The following is a 22,948-nucleotide window of genomic DNA, read 5'->3' as shown; positions in this document are numbered from 1 at the left end:
CCGTTCATGTATCGCGCGTTGATCACCTTCCTGGTCTGCTTTTCGGGCTTTGCGCTGTCTGGCGTCGGCCATGCGGAGCGCATCAAGGACATCGGCACCTTCCAGGGACTCCGCGCCAACCAGCTGACCGGCTATGGCATCGTCGTGGGCCTCGCCGGCACCGGCGACGACAGCCTGGATTATTCGACGCTCGGCATGAAGGGCGTCGCGTCGCGCTTCGGCCTGCAGCTTCCAGCCGGGGTCAATCCCGCGCTGAAGAACGCGGCCGCGGTGATGCTGACCGCCGAATTGCCCGCCTTCGCCAAGCCGGGCCAGCGGCTGGATGTCACCATTTCCGCGCTGGGCAAGGCCAAGTCGCTGCGTGGCGGCACCTTGATCATGGCGCCCCTGCAGGGCGCCGACGGACAAATATATGCGATGGCGCAGGGCAATCTCGCGGTAGGCGGTCTCGGCATCGACGCCGCCGACGGGTCGAAGCTCACCATCAACGTGCCGACCGCCGGCCGCATACCCGGCGGGGCGACCGTTGAGCGCAGCGTCGACGCCGGTTTCGCCAATTCGCCGCAGCTTCGCTTCGATCTCTCGGACGGCGATCTCACCACCTCGCAGCGCGTTGCCGCCGCGATCAACGGCAAGATCGGCCAGAATATCGCTCGATCGATCGACGCCACCACAATCACTATCGATGCCGCGCAAGGCGCGGAATATCGCACCGCGCTGATGAGCCGCATCGAAAATGTCGAGGTCGACACCGCCGATGCACCGGCGCGGGTCGTCGTCAACGCGCGCACCGGGACCGTCGTGATCAACGGCGCCGTCCGCATCGCGCCGGTTGCCGTCACCCATGGCAAGATGACCGTACAGGTCGACGAGAAGCCGCAGGTCGTCCAGCCTAATCCCTTCTCGCAGGGCAGAACCGCGGTTCAGCAGAACAGCGCGATCAAGGTCGACCAGGAAGCGCGCCCGATGTTCGAATTCCAGCCCGGGGCCTCGCTCGCCGAGATCGTCAAGGCGGTCAACGCGATCGGCGCTTCGCCGGCCGATCTGGTCGCCATTCTCGAAGCGCTCAAGCAGGCGGGCGCGATGAAGGCGGAGCTGGTAGTGCTATGATCGGCAGCGTTTCCATCAAGACCGGCGCGCTCGCCGATCCCAAGGCCAGCGAGCTCGAGCAGCTGAAGGCCGCCGCGAAGCAGTTCGAGGCGGTATTCACGCGCCAGATGCTCAAGTCGATGCGTGATGCGAAGCTGAGCGACGACGATCTGTTCGGCAGCGATGCGACCGATCAGTTCCGCGAAATGCAGGACTCGAACTTCGCCGACCAGATGGCGGGGAAGGGAGCGATCGGCATCGCCGACCTGCTGGTCAAGCAGTTCCAGGCACGCGTATCGAAGACGCCCGCGGTGTCCGCCGCTGCAGCCGATAGCGCTGCGAAGCCTGACGGGACCGGCAAATGACCGACCTTCTCAATATCGGCCGGTCGGGCGTCGTCGCGTATCGCGCGGCGCTGTCGACGGTCGGCGAGAATGTCTCCAACGCCGAAACCGAAGGCTATACGCGTCGCACGGTCACGCTGAAGGAGTCGGCGGTCTCGACGTCGAACGATTTTCGCTATCGTTCGTCGGCCGTGTTCGGCGGGGTCAATGTGAACAGCGTCCAGCGCGTGTTCGACAATTATCGCAGCGCCTATTCGCGCTTTGCCAATTCCGAGGCGTCCCGGTCCGATGTGAAGGCGACCTGGCTGGACACGGCCGAGGGCGCGCTCGATGATTCGGACGTTGGACTGGGCGTGAAGATGGCCAGCGTGTTCACCTCGGCCGAGGCACTCAGCGCCGATGTGAGCAGTGACACCAATCGCCGCACGATGCTGACCGCGTTGGGTGACGCGACCAACCAGTTCAATAGCACTGCCGGCGCGCTGAAATCCGCCGCCGACGGCGTTGCCACGTCCGCCGAGAACTCTGTCAACAAGCTCAACGCCGATCTCAAACAGCTCGCCCAGATCAATGTCGGCCTGCGGCGGGCCAGTCCCGGCTCGGCCGGTCAGGCGCTGCTGCAGGATCAGCGCGATGCCGTGCTGAAAAGCATCTCGGATGCCGTGGGCGTCGAGGTCCGGCTCGAGAATGACGGGCGCGCCGAGGTCAGGATCCTTGGCGACAGCGTCACGAAGCTCGTCGATTCGGAGAGACCAAACGCTTCCTTCGTCGGCCTGGTGCAGGCCAATGACGGCAGGCTTTCGCTGGTCGCATCGGGACTGCAGCCGCAGGCCATCATCACGCCGCAGTCGGGCTCGCTGGCCGGCTATGTGGACGTATCCAACACGATCGCGTCGCGCCGCGAGGCGCTCGATGCGACGGCGGCGACCTTTGCGAGCGTCATAAACACATGGAATCAGGCGGGCGTCGACGGCAACGGCACGGCCGGCGCGGCGCTGGTCAGCGGAACGACTGCGGCGGGCCTCGCCGTGGCCACGACCGACGGGGCGAAGATCGCGGCGGCTTCGGTTGCAGGCGTCGCCAACGGCAATGCGCTGGCGCTCAAAGGCTATCGCACTTCGTCCGGTCCGGAAGCGAAATGGGCGCTGTTGGTGTCGACCCATGCCCAGAGCGTCGCGGCCGCGAAAGCCGAGCAATCGGCGACGGCGAGCCAGCGCGACGGAGCATTGCAGGCGCTCGACGAGGTGACCGGTGTCGACCTCGACGTCGAGGCGGCGCAACTGCTGCGCTTCCAGCAAGCCTATAGTGGCTCCGCGCGGATCATCCAGGTCGCGCGCGATACGCTCCAGGAAATCATGAATCTCTTTAGATAAAAGGACTGGCTGGTGATCACCGCAACCCGATATCGCGCGATCGCGGAAATAAACCGGCAGTCCAAGCTCGGCGCGGAGATCGCGCGTGCGCAGTCGGACATCTCGACCGGCAAGCGCATCGACAAGCCTTCGGACGACCCGATTGCCGCCGCGCGAATCACCGAAATCCGCCGCGCGCAGGCCGACCAGACAGTATGGTCGCGCAACATCGAGACCGCCAAGTCGGTGGCCGCGGAAGTCGACACAGCGATGACCAATGTCGCCGATATCTTCAACCGGGTGAAGGAACTGACGCTCGCCGGCGCGACCGAGTCGGCCTCGCCCGCCGACCGGGCGGCGATCACCCAGGAGCTTACCTCGCTGCGGTCGTCCCTTGCGAGTATCCAGACATCGACCACGCCCACCGGTCAGTCGCTGTTTCCGATCGATTCGCCCCTACTGATCTCGACGTCGGCGACGCAGCGTCTTGCCGCCACGGCACAGCGCTCCGACGTGTTCGACGGCATCCCGTTCGTGCATGGCACCGGGACGCTGGACTCGTCGATCGGCGCTGCGATTGACGCAATCTCCACCGACGACGTGGCGACACGCCGTGCGCTGGCCGATGTCAGCCTGAGCGACATCGACATCGCCGTCAGGCACGTCACGGACGAACGCGCGGCGCAGGGCGTGCGGGCGGCCCAGCTCGATACCGCCACCGATACGATGGAGGCCGTCGTCACCCAGCTCGCCGAAGAGCGCAGTTCGCTCGAAGATACCGATGTCGCCGCGACCGTGATGAGGCTCAATGCCAAGACGTTGAGCCTTCAGGCCGCGCAACAGGCGTTCGCGAAGGTCAATCGCAACACTTTGTTTGATCTTCTGAGTTAAGACAGTCTCACGGCTTCTGGATAAAGCTCCTGCTTATCCTGCCGTTAACGTCGATGGGGAAAGGCGCCGGTTCTGAGCGCTGACCTCAAACGGTATTTGCGTGGGAGTTAGCGTTCATGTTTGCAGGCATTGGCCTCGTCATCCTCCTCGCCATGGTGTTCGGCGGCTTCGCCATTACCGGCGGTGACCTGGAACCAGTTCTTCACGCGATTCCCCATGAGATGCTGATCATTGGCGGAGCGGCGGTCGGCGCGATCGTCGCGGGCAATTCGATGAAGGAGCTGAAGGCCTTCGGCGGCGGCTTCAGCAAGGTGTTCAAGGGACCGAAATATAACAAGAAAGACTATCTCGACGTCATCTTCCTCGTCTCTACGCTGATGAAGAAGCTCCGCACCGAAGGTCCCGTGGCGCTCGAACCGCATATCGAGGATCCCAAGGCGTCGACGCTGTTCTCCGAATATCCCAAGCTGCTCAAGGACAGCACGCTGATCCACATGATCACCGATACGCTGCGCCTCGTCGTCATCTCCTCCGGCACGCTCGATCCTATGGCCGTGGAGGATGTGATGGATAACGCTCTCAAGACCCATCACCATGACGAGATCAAGCCGGCCGACATGATGCAGGGCCTGGCCGACGCGCTGCCGGCGCTGGGCATCGTCGCGGCAGTGCTGGGCGTGGTGAAGACAATGGGTTCGATCGACAAGCCGCCGGCGATATTGGGCGCCATGATCGGCTCGGCGCTGGTCGGCACCTTTCTCGGCATTTTGCTCGCTTATGGCATCGTCTCGCCCTTCGCGCAGCGCTGCCGCCAGGTCATCGAGGCCGACGCCGCCATCTACGGCGTGGTCAAGCAGATCATCATCGCCTCGCTCCACGGTCACCCGCTGCCGCTGGTGATCGAGGCTGCGCGCTCGGGCATCACCCATTCGAACCAGCCCGCCTTCGCCGACGTCTTCGACGGCATGCGCGGCCGCTAAGTTCCAGGCTTCCGAAGGAACGCTCGACCCATGGCGCAATCGCCTTCCAAGCGCGGCAAGAACGAGCCGGAGCCCCGGCCGATAATCATCAAGAAGATTATCGCGGAGGGGCATGGCGGCCATCATGGCGGCGCCTGGAAGGTGGCCTATGCCGACTTCGTCACCGCGATGATGGCGTTCTTCCTGCTGATGTGGATCCTAGGCGCGACCAACGAGAAGCAGCGCAAGGGCATCGCGGACTATTTCACGCCGACGATGGTGCAGCTCAAGGAAAAGAGCGCGGGCGCCAACGGCATCTTCGGCGGCGAGTCGATCATCGACAAGGATAATTACCCGCACCGCGCGTCCCAGACCGGCTCCAAGTCGATCACCATCCCCAAGGATGCATCGGGCGGCGAGAAGGAGGGCGGAGCCTCGGTCCGCGCCAAGGATCGCGCCGCTTTCCAGAAGCTCAAGCTGATGCTCCAGCAGAAAATGGCGGCCACGCCCAGCCTCGCGGCTATGGCCAAGAATGTCCGTTTCATGGAAACCCGTGAAGGGCTGCGGATCGATCTGGTCGACCAGGCCGATTTCGCGATGTTCAAATCGGGCACCGACCAGCTGCTGCCGGCCGCTGCCGCGCTGATGAAGCAGGTAGCCGAGGTGTCCGATCTCGCCGACAATGCGGTGATCGTGCGGGGCCACACCGATGCCATGCCCTATGCGAAGGGGCGGACCGTCAACAACTGGACGCTGTCCGCGGCGCGCGCAGAGGCCACGCGCCGGGCACTGTCCGACTTCGGCGTGCCGAACAGCCGCTTCGCGCGGATCGAAGGCGTCGCCGACCGCGAGCCCTATGTTCCAGAGAACCCCTATGATCCACGCAACCGCCGCATGTCGATCACGCTGGCGTGGTCGGATGGCAGTGGAGGGGAGGCGCCAGATGCCGCAGGGCCTGCGCGCAAGCCGGTCGACCTGATGGCGTCCGCGGGGCCGAACGATCCGACCGCGATGCCTGACGCCGCGAGGGCGCAGATGATGGTTGCGAAAAAACCCTGATTTCGCCGTGACGCCGGCGGAGATTGGGGCCTCGATTGCCAAGGGCGGAGTTGATGTCGCGAAGCCTTGATGAAACCCCGACTCCTGTCGGGGACGACGCATGTGGAGGACTCAGCCCTCGAGCGGATTGTCGCTGATCGAGCCGTCGCCGTCGGAGGCGAGCAGCATATAGGCGAGCCGTGCGTTGCCCGGATTGGGCTTGAGCAGGTTCAGGCGATCGGTGGCGCCCATCATGGCCAGCATCTCGCCCGTTCCCGGCGCAGCCTTGCCGTCGCCTTCGAAGACCTCGCGCGCATAAGCGAGGCGCATCCGATCCGATGACAGGGCATCGCTGCCGGTCGTCGGCTGCATGGGCGCGCCATTGTCATCGATCTTCTTCGCCATCAGCGCATAGACCTGGCTCAGCGAACGGGCGCTGCCGCTCTGGTCGTAGAAGATCGTCCGATTGGCGCGCGCCTCGCGCGGAAACAGCGAGGCGGCTGACGCATCCGGCCGCGCGTCGGCCGCCTTCAGGAATTTCGTGGCGCCCTCCAGCCCCAGGAAATGCGCGAAATAGAGATCGGCGGAGCGCGGCTGGCGGCCGAGCGAAGCCTGCAGCCCTTGGGCATTGTCGCTGGCGAACTCGGCTGCCATCAATGCGGAGGCGTCCGGCTGGTTCTTGAGGGCCATCACCTGGTCGCGGACGGAGCCATCGACTTTCCAGCTGCCATCGCTGCGCCGGCTGATCGCGTCGGCAGCCCAGCCGAGGCCATGCTTCGCCCCATACATCTTGACGGCACCGAGCCAGCTTTGGTCGATGAACTGGAACAGGCCGCCCGCCGAGCTCGATTGTGCCTGCGCGTTCGGATTGAGCCCGCTTTCCGACTTGGCCTGATTGAGCAGATAGGAGAAATCGACGCCGACTCTCTGCGCGGCACGGCTGATCGCACCGCGGACGCCGTTGACGTCACGCTCGATGCGGCTGCCGAAGCTTGGCCAGGTCATGCGGCGGATCCTGTTAACACCCCTTAATTATCGCTGATCATGGTTAAGGAACCGTTATGGGCACCGGGGGAGCGGCGGCGCGTTCCGGGCGCGGGCCGGAGCCCGCTGCCGCGATGGCTCCTTTTTGCGGAGCCGATGGTTTCCGATCCGACCTCTGGAGGAGTGAAGCGTTGCGGGATCTCACGCCACTGCTGCCGATCACGAGCGCCCTGGCTGCCACGGCCGCCCGGCGATCCCTGTCGGATTGGCTCCACATCCTCGCTTTTGGCGCGATCGGGTGGCCGTGGCTGCTGAAAAGCCTGTCGGGAGGGACCATGGCACGGCGGACCCAGCTGTGCGCGCGGCTCGACCTGCCAGAGGATGCGCTGCCGCATCTCGGCAGCTGGAAAGCCGACGCCGGCTTTCTTCATCTGATCGTGGATCACATCCAGAATGCGCGGCCGCGGGTCGTGGTGGAGTTCGGCGCCGGTGCGTCCACACTGGTTGCTGCGCGAGCGCTCATGCTGCACGGTGGGGGCCGCCTCGTCAGTTTCGACCAGAACCCCGACTTCGCTGCCGAGACGAGGTCCTGGCTCAAGAGCTACGGCGTCGACGCTGATGTTCGCGCGGTCCCACTTGGCCCTTCGCCGGGCGGGTGGCCGGGTTTGTGGTACGATCATGAGCCGGTCGACCGGCCTATAGATCTGCTGCTGATCGACGGACCGCCATGGACCATCCACCCATATGTCCGAGGGGCGGCCGAGGCGTTATTCGATGATATCGCGCCCGGTGGCTGTGTGATGCTGGACGACGCGGCACGGCCAGGAGAACGCGTCGTTGCCCGGCGATGGAGCGTCCGCTGGCCCGACTTCGATTTCCGGCTGCGGCATGCCGGCAGCAAGGGCACGCTGGTTGGGGTCCGATCGCAGAAGGCGTCGAGCGGTCACACCTTCACGCGCCGTCGCCGGGCGGCTGCCGATCCTCGTCGCGACGGCGGCGCGGCAGATTCTTGATCCGCCGGATGCCGGCGAACATCGGCAGCAGCAGGACGAGCAGCAGGATGGCGGCGACGATCTGTTTCTTCATGCGCTCAGCTCATGCGCGGCCAGCAGGATCGCCTCGTAGATCGCGTCGAGGTCTTCATCGTCGATGCAATAGGGCGGCATGACATAGACGGTGTTGCCCATCGGCCGCAGCAGGAGGCCGCGCTGGCGGAAGAATTTGCCGAGAAGCGGCCCCATCGCGGAGAGGTAATCGCCATAGGGGTCGACGAACTCCATCGCGACAATAGTGCCGAGTCGGCGCTTGCCGACCATCGCCGGATGATCGAGCCGGTCGAGACGGTGCTGCTGGCGCACGCCCAGTTCGAGCACCTGCTGGCGCACCGGCTCGTCTCGCCAGATCGCGAGATTGGCGTTGGCGGCGGCGCAGGCGATCGGGTTGGCGGTGTAGCTCGACGAGTGGAAGAACATCCGCGCCCGGTCATCCGACAGATGGGCGTCGAATATCTCCTTCGTGGCGAGTGTCACGGCCAGGGGTATGGCGCCGCCGGTCAGTCCTTTCGACAGGCACATGATGTCGGGTGAGATCCCCGCCTGATCACAGGCGAAGAGCGTGCCGGTGCGGCCCCAGCCGGTCATCACTTCGTCCGCGATGAACAGCACGCCTTCGCGGGCGCAGACGTCGCGCAGCGCCTTCAGGACATGCGGCGGGTAGATCAGCATGCCGCCTGCGCCCAGGATCAGCGGTTCGACGATCAGAGCCGCGGGTGGGTCCTGCGCGCAGAGGTTTTCGAGCGCGGCGATGGTCGTCTCGCCGTCGCCGCGGGGGAAAGGCAGCTTGGCGACGTCGAACAGCAGCGGCGCATAGGCGCGGTTATACACGCCGCGCTCGCCTACCGACATCGTGCCGATGGTATCGCCATGATAGCTGTGCGCCATCACCGCGATCTTGTGACGGGGCTCGCCGCGATTGAGCCAGGTGCCGAGCGCCATCTTCAGCGCGACCTCGACGCTGGTCGAGCCGCTGTCGGAGAAGAAGGCATGCCGAAGCGGGGCTGGGGTGATGTCGACCAGCCCACGCGCCAGCGTCTCGGCCGGCGCATGCGTCCAGCCCGCGAAGATCAGCTGGTCGAGCTTTCCGGCCTGCTCGCGGATCGCGGCCATTATCCGGGGGTGGCAATGGCCGTGCGTCGTCACCCACCAGGAGGAGATCGCATCGACATAGCGGCGTCCGTCGGCGCCGTAGAGCGCTGCACCCTCGGCGCGATCGATCAGCGGGATGTCTTCGCCCAGGCCATGCTGGGTGAAGGGGTGCCAGACGGGCGAACTCATGGCGTGAAATCCTGGAGATCGAAGGCATCCGCGAACGCCTGGGCAAGGCTGGCGGCATGAAGCGGGTCGAGCCGCGGCAGGCGGCCGAGCCGCCTGATTCCGCCGATGGCGGCAATAGTGCGTTCGCTTTCCTCGTTGGCGTCGCCGACGAAGGCGATGCCAAGGATCGGGATGTCGCGCGCGCGCAGCGCCTCGATCGTCAGCAGGCTGTGGTTGATCGTGCCGAGCGTGGTGCGCGCGACGACCACCGTCTCGAACCGCCAGCGCGCGAAGATATCGGCGAACAGCAGCCCGCCGGTCAGCGGGACCAGCAGCCCGCCCGCGCCCTCGATTACCAGCCGACGGTCGCAGCTTGGCGGTTCGAGGATGGCAGGTTCGATGACGACATTGTCGATCGCCGCGGCAAGATGCGGAGAAGCGGGAGTCACCAGCCGATAGGCCTCGGGGAAAATGCGGCTCGCCGGCATGCCGGACAGGCGGCGGACCGTTTCGCTGTCGGTGCCGCCTTCGAGGCCGGCCTGCACCGGCTTCCAGTAGCAGCCATCGATCGCACGCGTCAGCCCGGCGGCGAAGACCGTCTTGCCCACATCGGTGTCGGTGGCGGTGACGACGATCGCCTGGGTCATGCGGACAACTCGGCAATGGCATCGGCGAGGGCGGCGACCATCGACTCGTCGACATTGAGGGTCAGTGAGACGCGCAGCCGGGCGGTGCCGGCCGGTACGGTGGGCGGACGGATGCCGCGGACATCGAAGCCGCGTTCCTGCAGCGCGGCTGCGACCGTCATCGTTCGCGCATCCTCGCCGAGGATGACCGGGATGATCTGCGATCCTTGGCCGGGCAGACGGGTCCCGGCAAAAGCGACCAGCCGCGCCAGCCGTTCCCGCCGCTCGGGTTGCGTCCGGATCAACTGCAGGCTCGCCCGCACCGCTGCCGCTGAAAGCGGCGACGGGGCCGTCGAAAAGATGAAGCCGCGCGCCTTGTTGACGAGCGTGTCGGACAGTACGCGCGGCAAGCAGACCAGAGCCCCTTCGCAGCCAAGCGCCTTGCCGCAGGTCCTGAGCGTCACGACATATTCACGGCCGTCGAGCGCATCGGCAAGACCGCGGCCGTTGTCGCCGAACACCCCGGTGGCGTGAGCTTCGTCGATGACCATGAAGGCCTGCTCGCGTTCGGCCAGTTCGGCTAGCGCCTCGAGCGGAGCGATGTCGCCGTCCATGCTGTACAGGCTTTCGACGGCGATCCAGACGCGGCCTTTGTTGCCGTCTGCCCGCCAGGCGCTGATCGCGTCGGCATAGGCGTCGACGTCGTTGTGCGCCGCCGGAACCGCGGTGGCGCGGCCGAGGCGCATCCCCTCATGCGCGCTCGCATGGATCAGCGCATCGTGCACGATCAGGTCTCGTCCCGCCGGCAGGGTCGAGAAGATCGCACTGTTGGCCGCAAAGCCCGTCGAGAAGAACAAGGCCGTCTCGCTCCCGAAGAAGGCCGCCGCTTCGGCTTCAAGCGCTTCGTGCTCGGGATCGTTGCCCCTCAGCAGCCGGGATCCACCCGCGCCGATTGCGACGCCACGGTCGAGCGCCTCGGCCACCGCGTGACGCAGGTCGGGCGCGTTGGCGAGGCCGAGATAGTCGTTGGACGCGAAGTCATGCCCCCGCCGCGGGATCAGCGAGCGGCGGCGCGAGCGGTGCGCCAGAAGGCTCAGGGCCTCACGATGAGCGTCGAGGATCGACATGCTGCTCCCCTAGGGAATGCCGAACGGCGATGCAATTTGCACGGTACCTCTGGTCGATTGGCTTCGTTTGACTATATCAGCCCGCGAACGAAGGCGGGCGTGGCCTGCGCAACGAACCGGAAGATGGCATGAGCGAAGAAAATATCGGCGAAAACGACGTTGAAACCTCACTGGCCGAGGAGCAGCCCGACAGCGATAACCCGCTTGCGCGCCTGGAGAGCGAGCTTGAGAAACTCCGCAACGAGGTGCTCTACGCGCAGGCGGAAACCCAGAATGTCCGCCGTCGCCTTGAGAAGGAAAAGGCCGATGCATCGGCCTATGCCGCTACCGGCTTCGCCCGCGATGTCCTGTCGGTGGCCGATAATCTCGGCCGTGCGCTGCAGGCGATTCCGGCGGAACTGCGCGACGACGAGCGCATCAAGCCGATGCTCACCGGCATCGAGATGACCGTCAAGGAACTCGACAACGTCTTCCAGCGCAACGGCATCACCAAGATCGAAGCGGTGGGCGCAAAGCTCGATCCCAACCGACATCAGGCGATGATCGAACTGCCGCACGCGGAAGCGGAGCCGGGCACTGTCATCCAGGAAATGCAGGCCGGCTATATGATCAAGGACCGGCTGCTGCGGCCGGCGCTGGTAGGCGTGGCCAAGACGCCGGAATAGGTCCGTCGAACCTCTCCTGTCGCGTCGATGGATTCAATCCTGGTCGTGGGACAGGAGTTCGGCCTGTCGGCGCTTCAGCCGCGCCTTCGCCTTTCTGCTGCCAAACCTGGCGACATAGCTGCCCTTCAGCCAACTGCCGGTGCCCAGCATCCTGCGCTGGTGGTTCGCTATGGCCAGGCTGTTGGTCAGGCTGAGCCCGGCGCGGCGCAAGATCGACGGCGCCCGCACCGTTCCGCTGAGGAAATAGCCGTTCTGGAGCAACCAGCGTGCGGCGCGGTGCTCAGCCGACGAGAGCTCGCGGACATCCGACTTGCGCCACCGGCCGAGATCCTCGCGCGCCGGCTTGCCGGCTTGTTCGAGCATCGCCGGGAGGAACGGGAGGCCGAGATAGTCGCACAGGCGCCGCAGTTCATATTCGGGCTCGCCGGCGAGGGCTTCATATTTGACGGTGAACTGCCGTTCCGGCGGAAGCTTGTGTGACATGCGATCCCAAAGGATCTCGGCTTCCACCCAGTCCTCGATTCCATGCCACAGATTGCCGGCCCTGTGCTCGACCACATTGGCATAGGCGACATCGCGGCCGTCCCGGACCAGGTGGATGAAGCGCGCGTCGGGCCATAGCCACAGCATCCGGTCGAAATGAGAATGAAGGGTGACGCCAACGACCGCGGCTCCCGGCTTCGTCGCCGCGACCTGGTCGAGCAGCGAATGCGCGATGCCGACGAACGATGTGGCGGGCGGTATGCTCAGGCCCAGCCGCTTATAGGCCATGTTATACTCGAGCATTCGCAGGAAGGAATCACGCTTCAGGAAGCGCCCGTCCGGGCTGATCGCGTCGCCGAGGAAGTCGAAAGCGGGGGCGAAGGCGATATCGGGATGATGCGTCAGCATGTGCCGCAGCGTCGCAGCGCCCGACTGTGGCGCGGCAACCAGGAAGACCGGCGAGAAGCGCTGCGGCGACCCGGCCATCAATGCTGCATGCCGGCCATGTCGCCACTCTCGCCGCCGGCCGGGACCGTCTTGGCCTCGACCTCGATCCTGGCGCCGCTCTTAAAGGTGAACAGCATCGGGATCGCCGTGCCGGGCGTTATCCGGGGGTCCACCCCGAAGAGCATCGCATGACTGCCGTTCGGCGCGAATTCGACGGTCGCACCCGCGGGCAAAGGCACGTCCGTCATTGGCCGCATCGTCGTCATGCCCCCGTTCATGCCACTCTCATGCAACTCTATCCTGTCGACGACGGCGCTGTCGATCCTCAGCAGCCGATCGTCTGCGCGCGCGCCCAAAAGCGTGAAATAGCCGGCGGCAGGCCGGCCCTGCACCGCTGCCAGGCGAATCCAGGCGTCTTTCACCACCGGCTTTTCGCCACCTTTCGGATGGCAGGCGGCAAGGGCAGCGAGAGTGATGATAGTGGCAAGGAAGCGACGCATCGATGACTCCGTGACGAACTGCAGGGCAATTAGGGCCAGTTGCGTCTTGCAGCAATCGAATCCCCACCTATATCGCCCCCGTTCAACGCGATCGGCCACATGCTCGCCTCGTCATCTGGGGGCATGGACGGGATCGCCTCTTGGGGGTTTGAAAGGACTGGAATGGCTAAGGTAATCGGTATCGATCTGGGCACCACCAACAGCTGCGTCGCAGTGATGGAAGGCGGCAAGCCCAAGGTGATCGAAAATGCGGAAGGCGCGCGCACGACGCCTTCGATCGTCGCGTTCGCCAAGGACGGCGAGCGGCTCATCGGCCAGCCGGCTAAGCGCCAGGCGGTCACAAATCCCGACAACACGATCTTTGCCGTGAAGCGCCTGATCGGCCGCCGCTTCGACGACCCGATCACGAAGAAGGACACCGAGCTGGTGCCCTATCATATCGTCAAGGGGCCGAATGGCGACGCGTGGGTGAAGGCGGGTGGCGAAGATTATTCGCCGTCGCAGATTTCGGCGTTCACGCTGCAGAAGATGAAGGAAACCGCTGAGAGCTATCTCGGCGAGACGGTGACGCAGGCGGTCATCACGGTTCCAGCCTATTTCAACGACGCCCAGCGCCAGGCGACCAAGGATGCCGGCAAGATCGCGGGCCTCGAAGTGCTGCGCATCATCAACGAGCCGACGGCGGCTGCGCTGTCCTATGGTCTCGAGAAGAATGACGGCAAGACGATCGCGGTCTACGATCTCGGCGGCGGCACCTTCGACATCTCGATCCTCGAGATCGGCGACGGCGTGTTCGAGGTCAAGTCGACCAACGGCGACACCTTCCTCGGTGGTGAGGATTTCGACGCCAAGCTCGTCGAGTTCCTGGCGGCGGACTTCCAGAAGGCCGAGGGCATCGACCTGACCAAGGATCGCCTCGCCCTGCAGCGGCTCAAGGAAGCTGCCGAGAAGGCGAAGATCGAGCTCTCCTCGGCGCAGACGACAGAGGTCAATCTGCCGTTCATCACGGCCGATGCGACCGGTCCGAAGCACCTGGTGAAGTCGATCACGCGCTCCGATCTGGAGCGGCTGGTCGAGCCGCTGATCCAGCGCTCGATCGATCCGGTGAAGAAGGCGCTCGCCGATGCCGGCATGAAGGCCGGCGACATCGACGAGGTTGTCCTCGTCGGCGGCATGACCCGCATGCCGCGGGTTCGCGAGATCGTGAAGAGCTTCTTCGGCAAGGAGCCGCACACTGGCGTCAACCCCGATGAGGTTGTCGCGATGGGTGCCGCGATCCAGGCCGGCGTGCTGCAGGGCGACGTCAAGGACGTGCTGCTGCTCGACGTGACCCCGCTGTCGCTGGGCATCGAGACGCTGGGTGGCGTGTTCACCCGGATGATCGATCGCAACACGACGATCCCGACCAAGAAGTCGCAGACCTATTCGACGGCCGACGATAACCAGAACGCCGTCACGATCCGCGTCTTCCAGGGCGAGCGTGAAATGGCCGCCGACAACAAGATGCTCGGCCAGTTCGACCTGATCGGAATTCCGCCGGCGCCGCGCGGCGTGCCGCAGATCGAGGTTACCTTCGACATCGACGCCAACGGTATCGTCAACGTCCATGCCAAGGACAAGGGCACCGGCAAGGAGCAGCAGATCAAGATCCAGGCGTCGGGCGGTCTGACCGATGCCGATATCGATCAGATGGTCCGCGACGCCGAGCAGTTCGCCGAGGAGGACAAGAAGCGTCGCGAGGCGGCCGAGGCGAAGAACAACGCCGAGAGCCTGATCCATTCCACGGAGCGCCAGCTGCAGGAGCATGGCGACAAGGTCGATGCGAGCCTCAAGTCCGAGATCGAGGCCGCGATCGCCGAAGCCAAGACGGCGGTCGAAGCCGGCGAGCCGGGTGCCATGACCGAGAAGGCCCAGGCACTAGCGCAGGTCGCGATGAAGCTTGGTCAGGCGATCTACGAGCGCGAGCAGGCCGCTGCCGCCTCGCCTTCGCCCGATGAGGCGCCGAAGGATGACGATGTCGTTGATGCCGAATTCTCGGAAGTCGACGACAAGAAGTAAGGCAGGTAGGGCGTGATGCACCACCCGGCCCCGTTGCTGCGCGCGACGGGGCCGGTTAGCATCGTGCGGGGGCGTGATGGCTACTGACATCGACTATTATGAGCTGCTGGAGTGCGAGCGCACTGCCGACGACAAGGTGCTCAAGTCGGCCTACCGCCGGCTGGCCATGCAATATCATCCCGATCGCAATCCGGGCTCGGCCGAGGCCGAGGCCAAGTTCAAGGCGATCAGCGAAGCCTATGACTGCCTGAAGGATCCGCAGAAGCGCGCCGCCTATGACCGGTTCGGCAAGGCGGCATTCGAGAATGGAGGCGGTCAGCGCGGCGGAGGCTTCGAAGGCTTTTCCGACATCTTCGACAACATCTTCGGTGAGTTCATGGGTGGCGGACGCGGCGGCGGGGGCCGCTCGAGCGTCCGGCGTGGCGCCGATCTGCGCTACGATCTCGAGATTACGCTCGAAGACGCCTATGCCGGCAAGCAGGCCTCTGTCACGGTCGATGTCGCGGCACAATGCGAGAAGTGCGACGGTTCTGGCGCCAAGCCAGGGACCGGCGCGCAGACCTGCAAGACCTGCGGCGGGCATGGCAAGGTGCGCGCGCAACAGGGCTTCTTCGTGGTCGAGCGGGCCTGTCCGGCGTGCCACGGCGCTGGCGAAGTCATTTCCGATCCCTGCGATGCGTGCCGCGGCGAGGGGCGGGTCGAGAAGACCAAGACGCTCGACGTGCGGATTCCGCCGGGTGTAGACGAGGGAACCCGCATTCGCCTCACCGGCGAAGGCGAGGCTGGCGCGCGGGGCGGCCCGCCAGGCGATCTCTACATCTTCCTGCACCTGGCCGATCATGCCCTGTTCGAACGCGACGGCACCACGCTGTTCGCGCGTGCGCCGATCAGCTTCACCACGGCGGCGCTGGGCGGCATGATCGAGGTGCCCGGCCTCGACAGGGTACGCCACGAAATCCGCATCCCTGCCGGCATTCAGTCGGGCAAGCAGATCCGCCAGCGCGGCGCCGGCATGCCGGTGCTCAATGGCCGTGGTCATGGCGACCTCGTCATCCAGATCGATGTCGAGACCCCGACCCGTTTGACCGCGCGGCAGAAGGAATTGCTCGAGGAGTTCCGTGCGACCGAGACAGGCGAGGAGAGCCCGCAGTCGAGCGGCTTTTTCGCGCGCCTGAAAGGCATGTGGGAAGACCTGACCGAGTAGCGCGTCAACTGCGCCTCGTCGCCTACAACGTCATTCCATAGTCGCGGAATTCGTTCGCAACGTCGGGATCGGCGCGGGACGCGGCAGTCTGGTCGGCCTCGGCTTTCGCCTTGTCGCCCTTTCGCGCCCAGGCGATCGCCCGCCCGAATAGCGATTGGGCGAGATAGGGCGACTTCGCGATCACGCGATCATAGGCTTCGATCGCCTCGTCGATCCTGCCTAGCTTGAGGAGTACGAAGGCGCGGCTATCCATGATCGCGCTGCTGTCGGGCCGTTTTGCGATGGCTTCATCGCATTCGGCAAGCGCAGTCTGGAGCTGAACGCCAAGTGTCGCCTTTATCCAGCAGAGAGCGTTGAGCGCCGTTGCGTCCGGCTGCACGGCCCGTGCGGCAGCATAGTCCTTGCTGGCTTCAGTTCTACGGCCCGCCAGTTCATAGGATGCACCGCGTTGGACCAGCAGGTAGACGTCCCGCGGCTGCAAAGCGAGCGCGGACGATAAGGTGGCGATTGCGTCGGAGAGGTGCCCACTGCGGCGCTGCAGGGCGGCCTTTTCGCTTAGCGACGTGACGTCCTTGGGGTCGATGCGCAACGCGGCGTTCAGATCGGCAAGCCGGCCCGCCACATCATCCCACTGCCGGGTCTGGCTGCGGTTATAGTAGATATAGGCTTCGGGTTTGATGGCTAGCGCTCGTTCGAACTCGCTGGCCGCCTCCGTGGCTGAGCCGAGTGCATGATAGATGCGCGCGGCAGCGACATGCGCATATCCCTTGTTAGGATTGGCCTCCACCAGCGCAAGCGCCTCGGCCTTGCCATTGCCGATTTGTCCCATGTTCCTGAAGATCGTCGCGCGCAGCAAGTACATGTCAATCCAGTCCGGCGCTGCCTTCAGCGCCATGGCACTGTCGCGCAGCGCAGCCTCATCTCGTTTCAGCGCGCGATAGCTCTGAGCCCTGTGGCCGAGAGTGAAGATGTCTCCAGGCTCGCGAGCGAGTGCGAGTGAGAAGGCGGCTATCGCATCATCATACTGCCCCTGATTCTGGGCGGCCAGACCGCGACCGCGCTGGACGACTATATTGTCTGGCTGGATCGCCGTAGCCGCGTCGAAATCCTTGGCAGCCGCTGCATAGTTGCCGCGCCACACCTGGGCCAAGCCTCTGCCGGCCAGCGCTTGCGCATCCTTGGGATCGGCGACTACAGCCTTGTCATATTCGGCAAAGGCGCCGTCCAAATCACCCTTGTCCAGCAGGATCGATCCACGCGCCACGAATTCGGCTGCTGTCTTGGCGGGCTTGGCGAGTTGCTCGGCGATCTCCTCCTTGGTCTGGCGAAATTGCGGCCCGATGCGAAGTGCCACGTGCTGCTTGGCGAGCGCGCGCAGGGCAATTTGCGCTGCCGGTGCCTCATTTGCCGGAAACTCCGGCATGACGCTCCGCTCGCTCGTTTCGATCGTCAGAGTGGTACCGGTCGTCGTGGCGTGCCGCTTGTACTCCACCCCGGCGATCGTCTGGGCAACTTCTGCGTCGTCCGCCTTGATGCCTGGCGGCAGCAAATAGGTTTCTGTAGTCCGGCTGAAAGCGGGATACCCGACCGTGAAGGGTGCGGTACGATCCTGCTTTACATCCCGATCGAAGTCCGCCTTGAAGCCTATGTCGCTGTCGATGGTCCAGTAGGTGCCGCCCCGCCATTCCATGCGAGCTTCGCCGTCCATGACGAGTCGCTGCTCGCGCCGTTCAGGATCGTAGCTTGCGGTGACCGACTTGATGTCGATGAAGTCGTAGCGGCTTTTCCAATAGTCCCGCAGCCACCGGTCGCGCGCATCGGCTGTCAGATTGGCGATTCCGATGCTCATCGCATAGGCTTCGTCGTCGTACAGGACGCGCTCCGCGTGCGCGGGCGCTGGTCTGCTGATGCCACTCCGCGCATCGATGCGCAGGCTCGTCGATATCGTCGGCGCCTCGGCCGGTGGCGGCAGCATCCGTACAAGCGTTGCGCCGCGGACCAGCGGCAGTCCCCACCCGAAATCGGGCGTCTTCAGTTGGTCGAGCCGCGTGTCGCCGGTGCGGGTGCCATCGAGCCAATAGGTCTTCCCGCCAATCGTGGCACGAACGATGACATGGTTGAAGAGATTGATCATCGGCAGTCGCTCGTCGAGGCCGTCGCCAGCGAAGGCGTTGACGATGACCGGCTCGGCCTGGATGTCGAGCTCCCTGAGGATTGCAAGCAGCAGTGCGGTCTTGGCCTTGCAGTCGCCGAACCGCCGAGTCCAGGTGGTAGTAGCATCGGCTGGCACGAAGTTGCCGCTGCCCATCAGCAGCGCCACATATCGCACGCGGCTTTCGACCAGCATGAGTGTTGCTTCGGCGCGCAGTTTAGCATCGGCGGATGCCGCGCGGATACGGGATATCTCGTCCTGCAATGGGCCGGCCGCCGGCAGCTTCGCCGCCTTTTCGTACAGGGGCGCGAACAAAGCCGCGAGTTCCGACCAATCGCGGAAGTCGCTCAGCTCGACGAGCCCCCGTGTCGAGAAACGGGATGGTGCCCCCTTCGCGGGAACGAACGGCTCCGGTCGATCGACCGACGCCTCGAGCTTGACGAGGTCTCCCTCGCGTTTCGGCTTCATGGCAGGCAAGCCGGGCGTCTGCCGGAACCGCACGGGAACCGATGCCGGCCAGACGGCGCTGAAGTGCAGTCGGCCGACCGGAACATTGGCCAAGCCGGCACCGATCTGTTCGACATGCCGTCCAAAGCTGGGGTCGCTGGAGGTCAGGGTGACCGCAAAGTCGAGGATATCGCCGACCTGAAGCCCCTCGGGCTGGATATTCGCCGTCAACACGCCATCGAGCATGGCGCTCTCCAGATTATTTTCGCGGCGCAGGACCGAGAAGCTCTGGCCGGAAGCGAGCACGTCGATACGCTGGCCGCCGCGCCAGATCGCAACGTGGTGTACCGTGAGCGCATCTATGTCTGGACGCCAGGGGAGCGTGATGTTGCCGGCGGCGAGCCCTTCTGACGTCTGGATTTTGAAAGCGACTTCCGTGTAGCTGCTCAGTCGGCCCGGCTCGAGCTTATATTGTTGATCGCGAAGCAGAAACTGCAAGCTGCCTTCGGCCTTGGCATCGGGTTCCGGGATGATTGCCGCTTTCACCCAGGACGGTGCGGGACCCGTCTCCACCTTGTCGCTGGCCCAGACGGGTGCAACGGAGAACAGCGTCACCAGCCAAGCCGTCACTATCCGCATGAAGATCCCCCTGTCGCCAGCCTAGCCATCTGCTCGACCGGATCAACAGACGATCATTCCACTTTGGCAGGATCACGCTGCGGTTGAACAGAAGGGCGCCGCCCCGCAGCTCGATCCCCGCCATCCGGAAATCGAGCTGCGAAGACGGCGCCCACCCGCTGCTAGCCTGTGATGTCAGCCTCAGCTCTGATAGGCGGGCCGAAAGGCGGGCCGTGGCCGGGCTGGTGCGCGCACCGTAAGATGATCGGCCCCTTGGGCAACTCGCGCCATCTCCCTGATCGGAGCCGGTGATGCGCCCGGCATGGTAGCCGTGGCGGTAAGGCCTTGACGCTCGCGCTGGTCGAAGAAGTTGGCCCGCTTGAGGCGGCGTTTCAGCGAGTGCGAGGGATTGTTCGCCGTCGGGCCTTGATAGGCAGCGCGCGTATGGCGGCCGAACCGAGACAGATCAAACCCGGCGGGAACAGCCGTAACCGGCGCATCGGCGATGAAGCTGTCCGTCTCGCTGTGGCGTGCCATGACCGGCGTTGCCGAAGCGGCTGCTGGCACCGCATAGCCCTGCTCGCGCGCAGCCATCTCCGTGCGGGCAGCGAGCGCCGGTTGTTCCGCATCGACATCGCGGCGGCGACGGCCGAGCGCGAGCGCGCCGCCGGCAAGGGCGAGGATGGCCAGTCCCGCGCCGGCAATCGGGAGGATTTCGCCGCTGCTATCGGTCTGCGTTACCGACTTCTGCGCGTCGACCGGAACCTGGGCGGCGACAGCTGGAGCAGGGGCGGGCGGCTCGCCGGCCGAGCTGCTTGCTACGACAGGAGCGGGCGTCGGCGCGGGGGTGGCCTCCACGCGCGGTGCCGGCGCAGGCTTGACCGCAGCGGCCACAGCCTGGGCCGAGACCTTATGGGTCCGCGCGACCGGGGCGGGAGCGGGTTCCTCGTCGAATACCAGCGGTGCCGGCGCCGTTGTACCCGTAGCCGCCGCTGACGGCGCGGCCGGCGGCGTCGCGGGCGCCACACTCTGCGAGGTCGCCGTCGATGGGGGCGTGACTACCGGCGGCGGCGCCACGACCATCGGCGCGGCCGCTTCCGGCGCTGCGTCGGCGTTCTGAGCGAACCCTGGGGTTGAGGACAAAGCCAAGACGGCGGCGATCGCGGTCAGGCCGGGGCGGAGCGGGTTGGGCTGATGTCTCATGCCGGAATGAACACGGTCGGCGGAGAAAGGTTCTCCCATTCCGACGAATCGCTGCAGTCTTGCGACGAGTCGAGAAATATCCATGGCCAGACATCTCAGTATATACGTGAACATGTGTTCTCGTGTGACCGTTAATGTGGCGTTCATCGCATTGGTTGACCGAGGATATCGGAAGATATGGCGTATCTGTTGTATATATCTCTTGGAAAGTAACGGTTTTATTTGAAACATTGGCTAGTATTGTGTGGCCTTCTTAGTCGGCGTTCCCGTGAAAAGAGCCAGCCATCGCCACGGCGTTGTGGAGCCGGCGCTTGCGGGGTGATGATCATCCGGCGATACGGGGGTGGGGATCCCTGAGGTAGAGCGCATGGCGGAATGGGAAGACGGTTATTGGTGGTCGAAGGATGGCCTGCGCCTCCACTACAGGGATTATTCCGCATCTCCGCGATCACGGCAGTTGCCGATCCTCTGCATTCCCGGCCTGACCCGCAACGCCCGGGATTTCGAGAAGGTCGCGGATCGCCTGGCGGGCAAGCGCCGGATCATCGTCGTCGAGCTGAGGGGGCGCGGCGAGAGCGCGCCTGCCAAGGATCCGATGAGCTATGTCCCCGCCACCTATCTCGAGGACCTGTCCGCGCTGATCGGGCAGCGCGGGCTCGATCGCTTCATCCTGTTCGGAACGTCGCTGGGCGGGATCATGTCGATGCTGATCACCGCGACCCATCCGGGCAAGGTGGCCGGCGTGCTGCTCAACGACATCGGTCCCGAGATCAATCCAGCCGGGCTTGCTCGAATTCGCGCTTATGTCGGCAAGTCCGGCAGCTATCCCACCTGGCTTCACGCGGCGCGCGCCTTGAGCGAGGCGCATGGCGTCGCCTATCCGGATTATACGCTGGAACAGTGGCTCGACATGGCCAAGCGTCTTTGCCACCTGACCGCCGCCGGGCGGATCGTGATGGATTATGATGGCGGCATCGCCGAACCGTTCCGTGTGCCGGGCAACGAGGCGGGCGGCGATCTTTGGCCGTTGCTGGATGCCATGAAGCCGATTCCCAGCCTGCTCGTCCGGGGCGGCATTTCGGATATGCTATCTGCCGAAACCGCGGATAGCATGGTGCAGGCGCTGCCGCTCATGGAGCGTGTCGATCTTCCGCGCATCGGGCATGCGCCCACCCTGTTCGAGCCGGCCAGCGAAGCGGCGATCGACCGGCTGCTCGCCCGCATCGCCAAGGCCGGCTGACCGGGATGTCCCGCGTAGCCAGGATTCTCCACTGCCATTCGACCTTCATGCTCGGTGGCAAGGAGGCGCGCGCGGTGCGGCTGATGAACGGCTTCGGAGCGGAGGCGGAGCATGTGGTGCTGAGCGCGGTGCCCGATGCGCTGGGCGCGCGTGAAGCGATCGATCCTGGAATCAAGGTTTCGTTCCCCGGAACGGACGCACCGCCGCTGCATGGCAAGCCTGGTCTTGCCCGCTATGCCGGCCTTGCCGACTATATGGGTGGGTTCGATCTCGTGCTGAGCTATAATTGGGGCGGCATGGACGTGGTCGGCGCGCGCCGACTGTTCGGCGCCGTGCGCCGTTTGCCGCCGTTGATCCATCATGAGGATGGCTTCAACGAGGATGAGGCGGACCGGCAGAAGCCGGCGCGGGTCTGGTTCCGCCGGTTGACGCTGCCGGCAGCCGAACGGCTGGTGGTGCCGTCGCAACGGCTCGAGGCGATCGCGCGGGACGTCTGGAAGCAACCCTCGAGTCGGGTCCAGCGCATTCCCAACGGCATCCGGCTTCCCGATTTGTCCGGGATGGCGCGGCCTCTGCCGATTCCCGGCGTCGAACCGGGCGGCGGACTTATCATCGGCACGGTTGCCGGCTTGCGGCCGGTCAAGAATCTCTCCCGTCTGGTCAGGGTGTTCGCTGAAGGCGCGCCTGTCGACGCCCGGCTGGTGATCCTCGGGGAAGGACCCGACCGCAGCACGATCATCGCCGAGGCCGAGCGGCTGGGTGTGGCGGGGCGGGTCATTCTGCCCGGCTTCGTGCGCGATCCGGTGCGCATGATGGCGGCCTTCGACATCTTCGCGCTGTCGTCGGACAGCGAGCAGTTCCCCATCTCGCTGGTGGAGGCGATGGCCTGTGGACTGCCCGGCGTGATGACCGACGTGGGTGACATCGCCGCGATGGTCGCGCCCGAGAATCGTCCCTTCATCCTGCCGGCATGCGAGGAGGCCGGAATGGCGGCTGCGCTGCGAAGGCTGGCGTCGGACCCTGCGCTGCGCCGCTCGATCGGAGCCGCGAATCGTGCTGTCGCGCTCCGGGATTTTTCGGAAGACGCGATGCTGTCGAGCTATTATGATCTATATTGGGCAGCGATGGCGGATCGCGTGAGACGGTAACAGCGCCCCTATCGTTTCCCACCCGGCGATTTTTCGCGCATTTAATGATCCTTGGCTCTAT

Annotated in this window: 21 protein-coding genes; 12 read left to right on the top strand and 9 right to left on the bottom strand. The window is 65.0% G+C overall.

Translation table 11 applies throughout. The features are described 5' to 3' along the window. Positions 1-6: 6 nt before the first annotated feature. From AC1DQK_RS03710 to AC1DQK_RS03685, 6 genes are all read left to right on the top strand, one after another. Entirely contained in the window at positions 7-1,110 is a 1,104-nt protein-coding gene (locus AC1DQK_RS03710) for a flagellar basal body P-ring protein FlgI (RefSeq protein ID WP_477867521.1), read from the top strand. Continuing rightward, the gene (locus tag AC1DQK_RS03705) at positions 1,107-1,454 is read left to right on the top strand and encodes a rod-binding protein (protein ID WP_477867519.1); all 348 of its coding nucleotides are present in this window, start codon (positions 1,107-1,109) and stop codon (positions 1,452-1,454) included. The genes AC1DQK_RS03710 and AC1DQK_RS03705 overlap by 4 nt, the downstream gene beginning before the upstream one ends. Continuing rightward, positions 1,451-2,806: a flagellar hook-associated protein FlgK gene (flgK, locus tag AC1DQK_RS03700; protein ID WP_477867517.1), complete on the top strand. Its 1,356-nt coding sequence runs from the start codon at positions 1,451-1,453 to the stop codon at positions 2,804-2,806. Before AC1DQK_RS03705 ends, flgK begins: the two co-directional genes overlap by 4 nt. Positions 2,807-2,818: 12 nt before the next feature. After that, the gene (locus AC1DQK_RS03695) at positions 2,819-3,676 is read left to right on the top strand and encodes a flagellin (protein ID WP_477867515.1); all 858 of its coding nucleotides are present in this window, start codon (positions 2,819-2,821) and stop codon (positions 3,674-3,676) included. Positions 3,677-3,792: 116 nt separating this feature from the next. Beyond that, positions 3,793-4,656 (top strand): flagellar motor stator protein MotA, encoded by an 864-nt coding sequence (gene motA, locus AC1DQK_RS03690; RefSeq protein ID WP_477867513.1) that lies wholly within the window; start codon positions 3,793-3,795, stop codon positions 4,654-4,656. A gap of 30 nt (positions 4,657-4,686) precedes the next feature. Then, on the top strand, positions 4,687-5,694 hold the full coding sequence (locus AC1DQK_RS03685) for a flagellar motor protein MotB (protein ID WP_477867511.1): 1,008 nt from the start codon (positions 4,687-4,689) through the stop codon (positions 5,692-5,694). A gap of 111 nt (positions 5,695-5,805) precedes the next feature. Here AC1DQK_RS03685 and AC1DQK_RS03680 read toward each other — a convergent pair whose 3' ends face one another. Continuing rightward, positions 5,806-6,678, bottom strand: coding sequence for a hypothetical protein (locus AC1DQK_RS03680; protein ID WP_477867509.1), 873 nt, complete (start codon positions 6,676-6,678; stop codon positions 5,806-5,808). Positions 6,679-6,848: 170 nt separating this feature from the next. Between AC1DQK_RS03680 and AC1DQK_RS03675 the strand changes: the two genes are divergently transcribed. After that, positions 6,849-7,670, top strand: coding sequence for a class I SAM-dependent methyltransferase (locus AC1DQK_RS03675; protein ID WP_477867507.1), 822 nt, complete (start codon positions 6,849-6,851; stop codon positions 7,668-7,670). Here AC1DQK_RS03675 and AC1DQK_RS03670 read toward each other — a convergent pair. The 4 genes from AC1DQK_RS03670 to AC1DQK_RS03655 are packed head-to-tail and all read right to left on the bottom strand — an operon-like array spanning position 7,609 to position 10,722. After that, the gene (locus tag AC1DQK_RS03670; RefSeq protein WP_477867505.1) at positions 7,609-7,743 is read right to left on the bottom strand and encodes a hypothetical protein; all 135 of its coding nucleotides are present in this window, start codon (positions 7,741-7,743) and stop codon (positions 7,609-7,611) included. The two genes, AC1DQK_RS03675 and AC1DQK_RS03670, sit on opposite strands and share 62 nt — an antisense overlap. After that, positions 7,740-8,990, bottom strand: a complete 1,251-nt coding sequence (locus tag AC1DQK_RS03665) for an adenosylmethionine--8-amino-7-oxononanoate transaminase (RefSeq protein WP_477867503.1) — start codon at positions 8,988-8,990, stop codon at positions 7,740-7,742. The genes AC1DQK_RS03670 and AC1DQK_RS03665 overlap by 4 nt, the downstream gene beginning before the upstream one ends. Continuing rightward, positions 8,987-9,616 (bottom strand): dethiobiotin synthase, encoded by a 630-nt coding sequence (gene bioD, locus AC1DQK_RS03660; protein WP_477867501.1) that lies wholly within the window; start codon positions 9,614-9,616, stop codon positions 8,987-8,989. The genes AC1DQK_RS03665 and bioD overlap by 4 nt, the downstream gene beginning before the upstream one ends. Then, positions 9,613-10,722, bottom strand: a complete 1,110-nt coding sequence (locus tag AC1DQK_RS03655) for an 8-amino-7-oxononanoate synthase (RefSeq protein ID WP_477867499.1) — start codon at positions 10,720-10,722, stop codon at positions 9,613-9,615. The genes bioD and AC1DQK_RS03655 overlap by 4 nt, the downstream gene beginning before the upstream one ends. Before the next feature lie 128 nt (positions 10,723-10,850). On the opposite strand from AC1DQK_RS03655, the gene grpE reads away from it, so the two are divergent. Further along, on the top strand, positions 10,851-11,387 hold the full coding sequence (grpE, locus tag AC1DQK_RS03650) for a nucleotide exchange factor GrpE (protein ID WP_477867497.1): 537 nt from the start codon (positions 10,851-10,853) through the stop codon (positions 11,385-11,387). A gap of 33 nt (positions 11,388-11,420) precedes the next feature. On the opposite strand, the gene AC1DQK_RS03645 is transcribed toward grpE, so the two are convergent. Then, complete coding sequence (locus AC1DQK_RS03645; protein ID WP_477867495.1) at positions 11,421-12,356, bottom strand: sulfotransferase family protein; 936 nt, start codon at positions 12,354-12,356, stop codon at positions 11,421-11,423. Next, positions 12,356-12,817 (bottom strand): copper chaperone PCu(A)C, encoded by a 462-nt coding sequence (locus tag AC1DQK_RS03640; RefSeq protein ID WP_477867493.1) that lies wholly within the window; start codon positions 12,815-12,817, stop codon positions 12,356-12,358. Before AC1DQK_RS03640 ends, AC1DQK_RS03645 begins: the two co-directional genes overlap by 1 nt. Positions 12,818-12,979: 162 nt before the next feature. Between AC1DQK_RS03640 and dnaK the strand changes: the two genes are divergently transcribed. Both dnaK and dnaJ read left to right on the top strand, forming a co-directional pair. Then, positions 12,980-14,875, top strand: coding sequence for a molecular chaperone DnaK (gene dnaK / locus AC1DQK_RS03635; RefSeq protein ID WP_477867491.1), 1,896 nt, complete (start codon positions 12,980-12,982; stop codon positions 14,873-14,875). A gap of 76 nt (positions 14,876-14,951) precedes the next feature. Then, entirely contained in the window at positions 14,952-16,079 is a 1,128-nt protein-coding gene (gene dnaJ / locus AC1DQK_RS03630) for a molecular chaperone DnaJ (RefSeq protein ID WP_477867489.1), read from the top strand. A 22-nt stretch (positions 16,080-16,101) separates the two neighbouring features. On the opposite strand, the gene AC1DQK_RS03625 is transcribed toward dnaJ, so the two are convergent. Both AC1DQK_RS03625 and AC1DQK_RS03620 read right to left on the bottom strand, forming a co-directional pair. Further along, positions 16,102-19,317 (bottom strand): DUF3857 domain-containing protein, encoded by a 3,216-nt coding sequence (locus AC1DQK_RS03625; RefSeq protein WP_477867487.1) that lies wholly within the window; start codon positions 19,315-19,317, stop codon positions 16,102-16,104. A 180-nt stretch (positions 19,318-19,497) separates the two neighbouring features. Next, complete coding sequence (locus AC1DQK_RS03620; protein ID WP_477867485.1) at positions 19,498-20,499, bottom strand: hypothetical protein; 1,002 nt, start codon at positions 20,497-20,499, stop codon at positions 19,498-19,500. A gap of 367 nt (positions 20,500-20,866) precedes the next feature. Here AC1DQK_RS03620 and AC1DQK_RS03615 point away from each other — a divergent pair, with 367 nt between their 5' ends. Both AC1DQK_RS03615 and AC1DQK_RS03610 read left to right on the top strand, forming a co-directional pair. Continuing rightward, complete coding sequence (locus AC1DQK_RS03615; protein WP_477867483.1) at positions 20,867-21,739, top strand: alpha/beta fold hydrolase; 873 nt, start codon at positions 20,867-20,869, stop codon at positions 21,737-21,739. Between the two features lie 5 nt (positions 21,740-21,744). Then, on the top strand, positions 21,745-22,887 hold the full coding sequence (locus AC1DQK_RS03610; protein WP_477867481.1) for a glycosyltransferase: 1,143 nt from the start codon (positions 21,745-21,747) through the stop codon (positions 22,885-22,887). Positions 22,888-22,948 lie beyond the last annotated feature (61 nt).

The organism is Rhizorhabdus sp. P4_G5, from assembly GCF_056401065.1.
The sequence above is the reverse complement of the archived record's forward strand: the minus strand, read 5'-3'. Positions and strand labels throughout refer to the sequence as shown.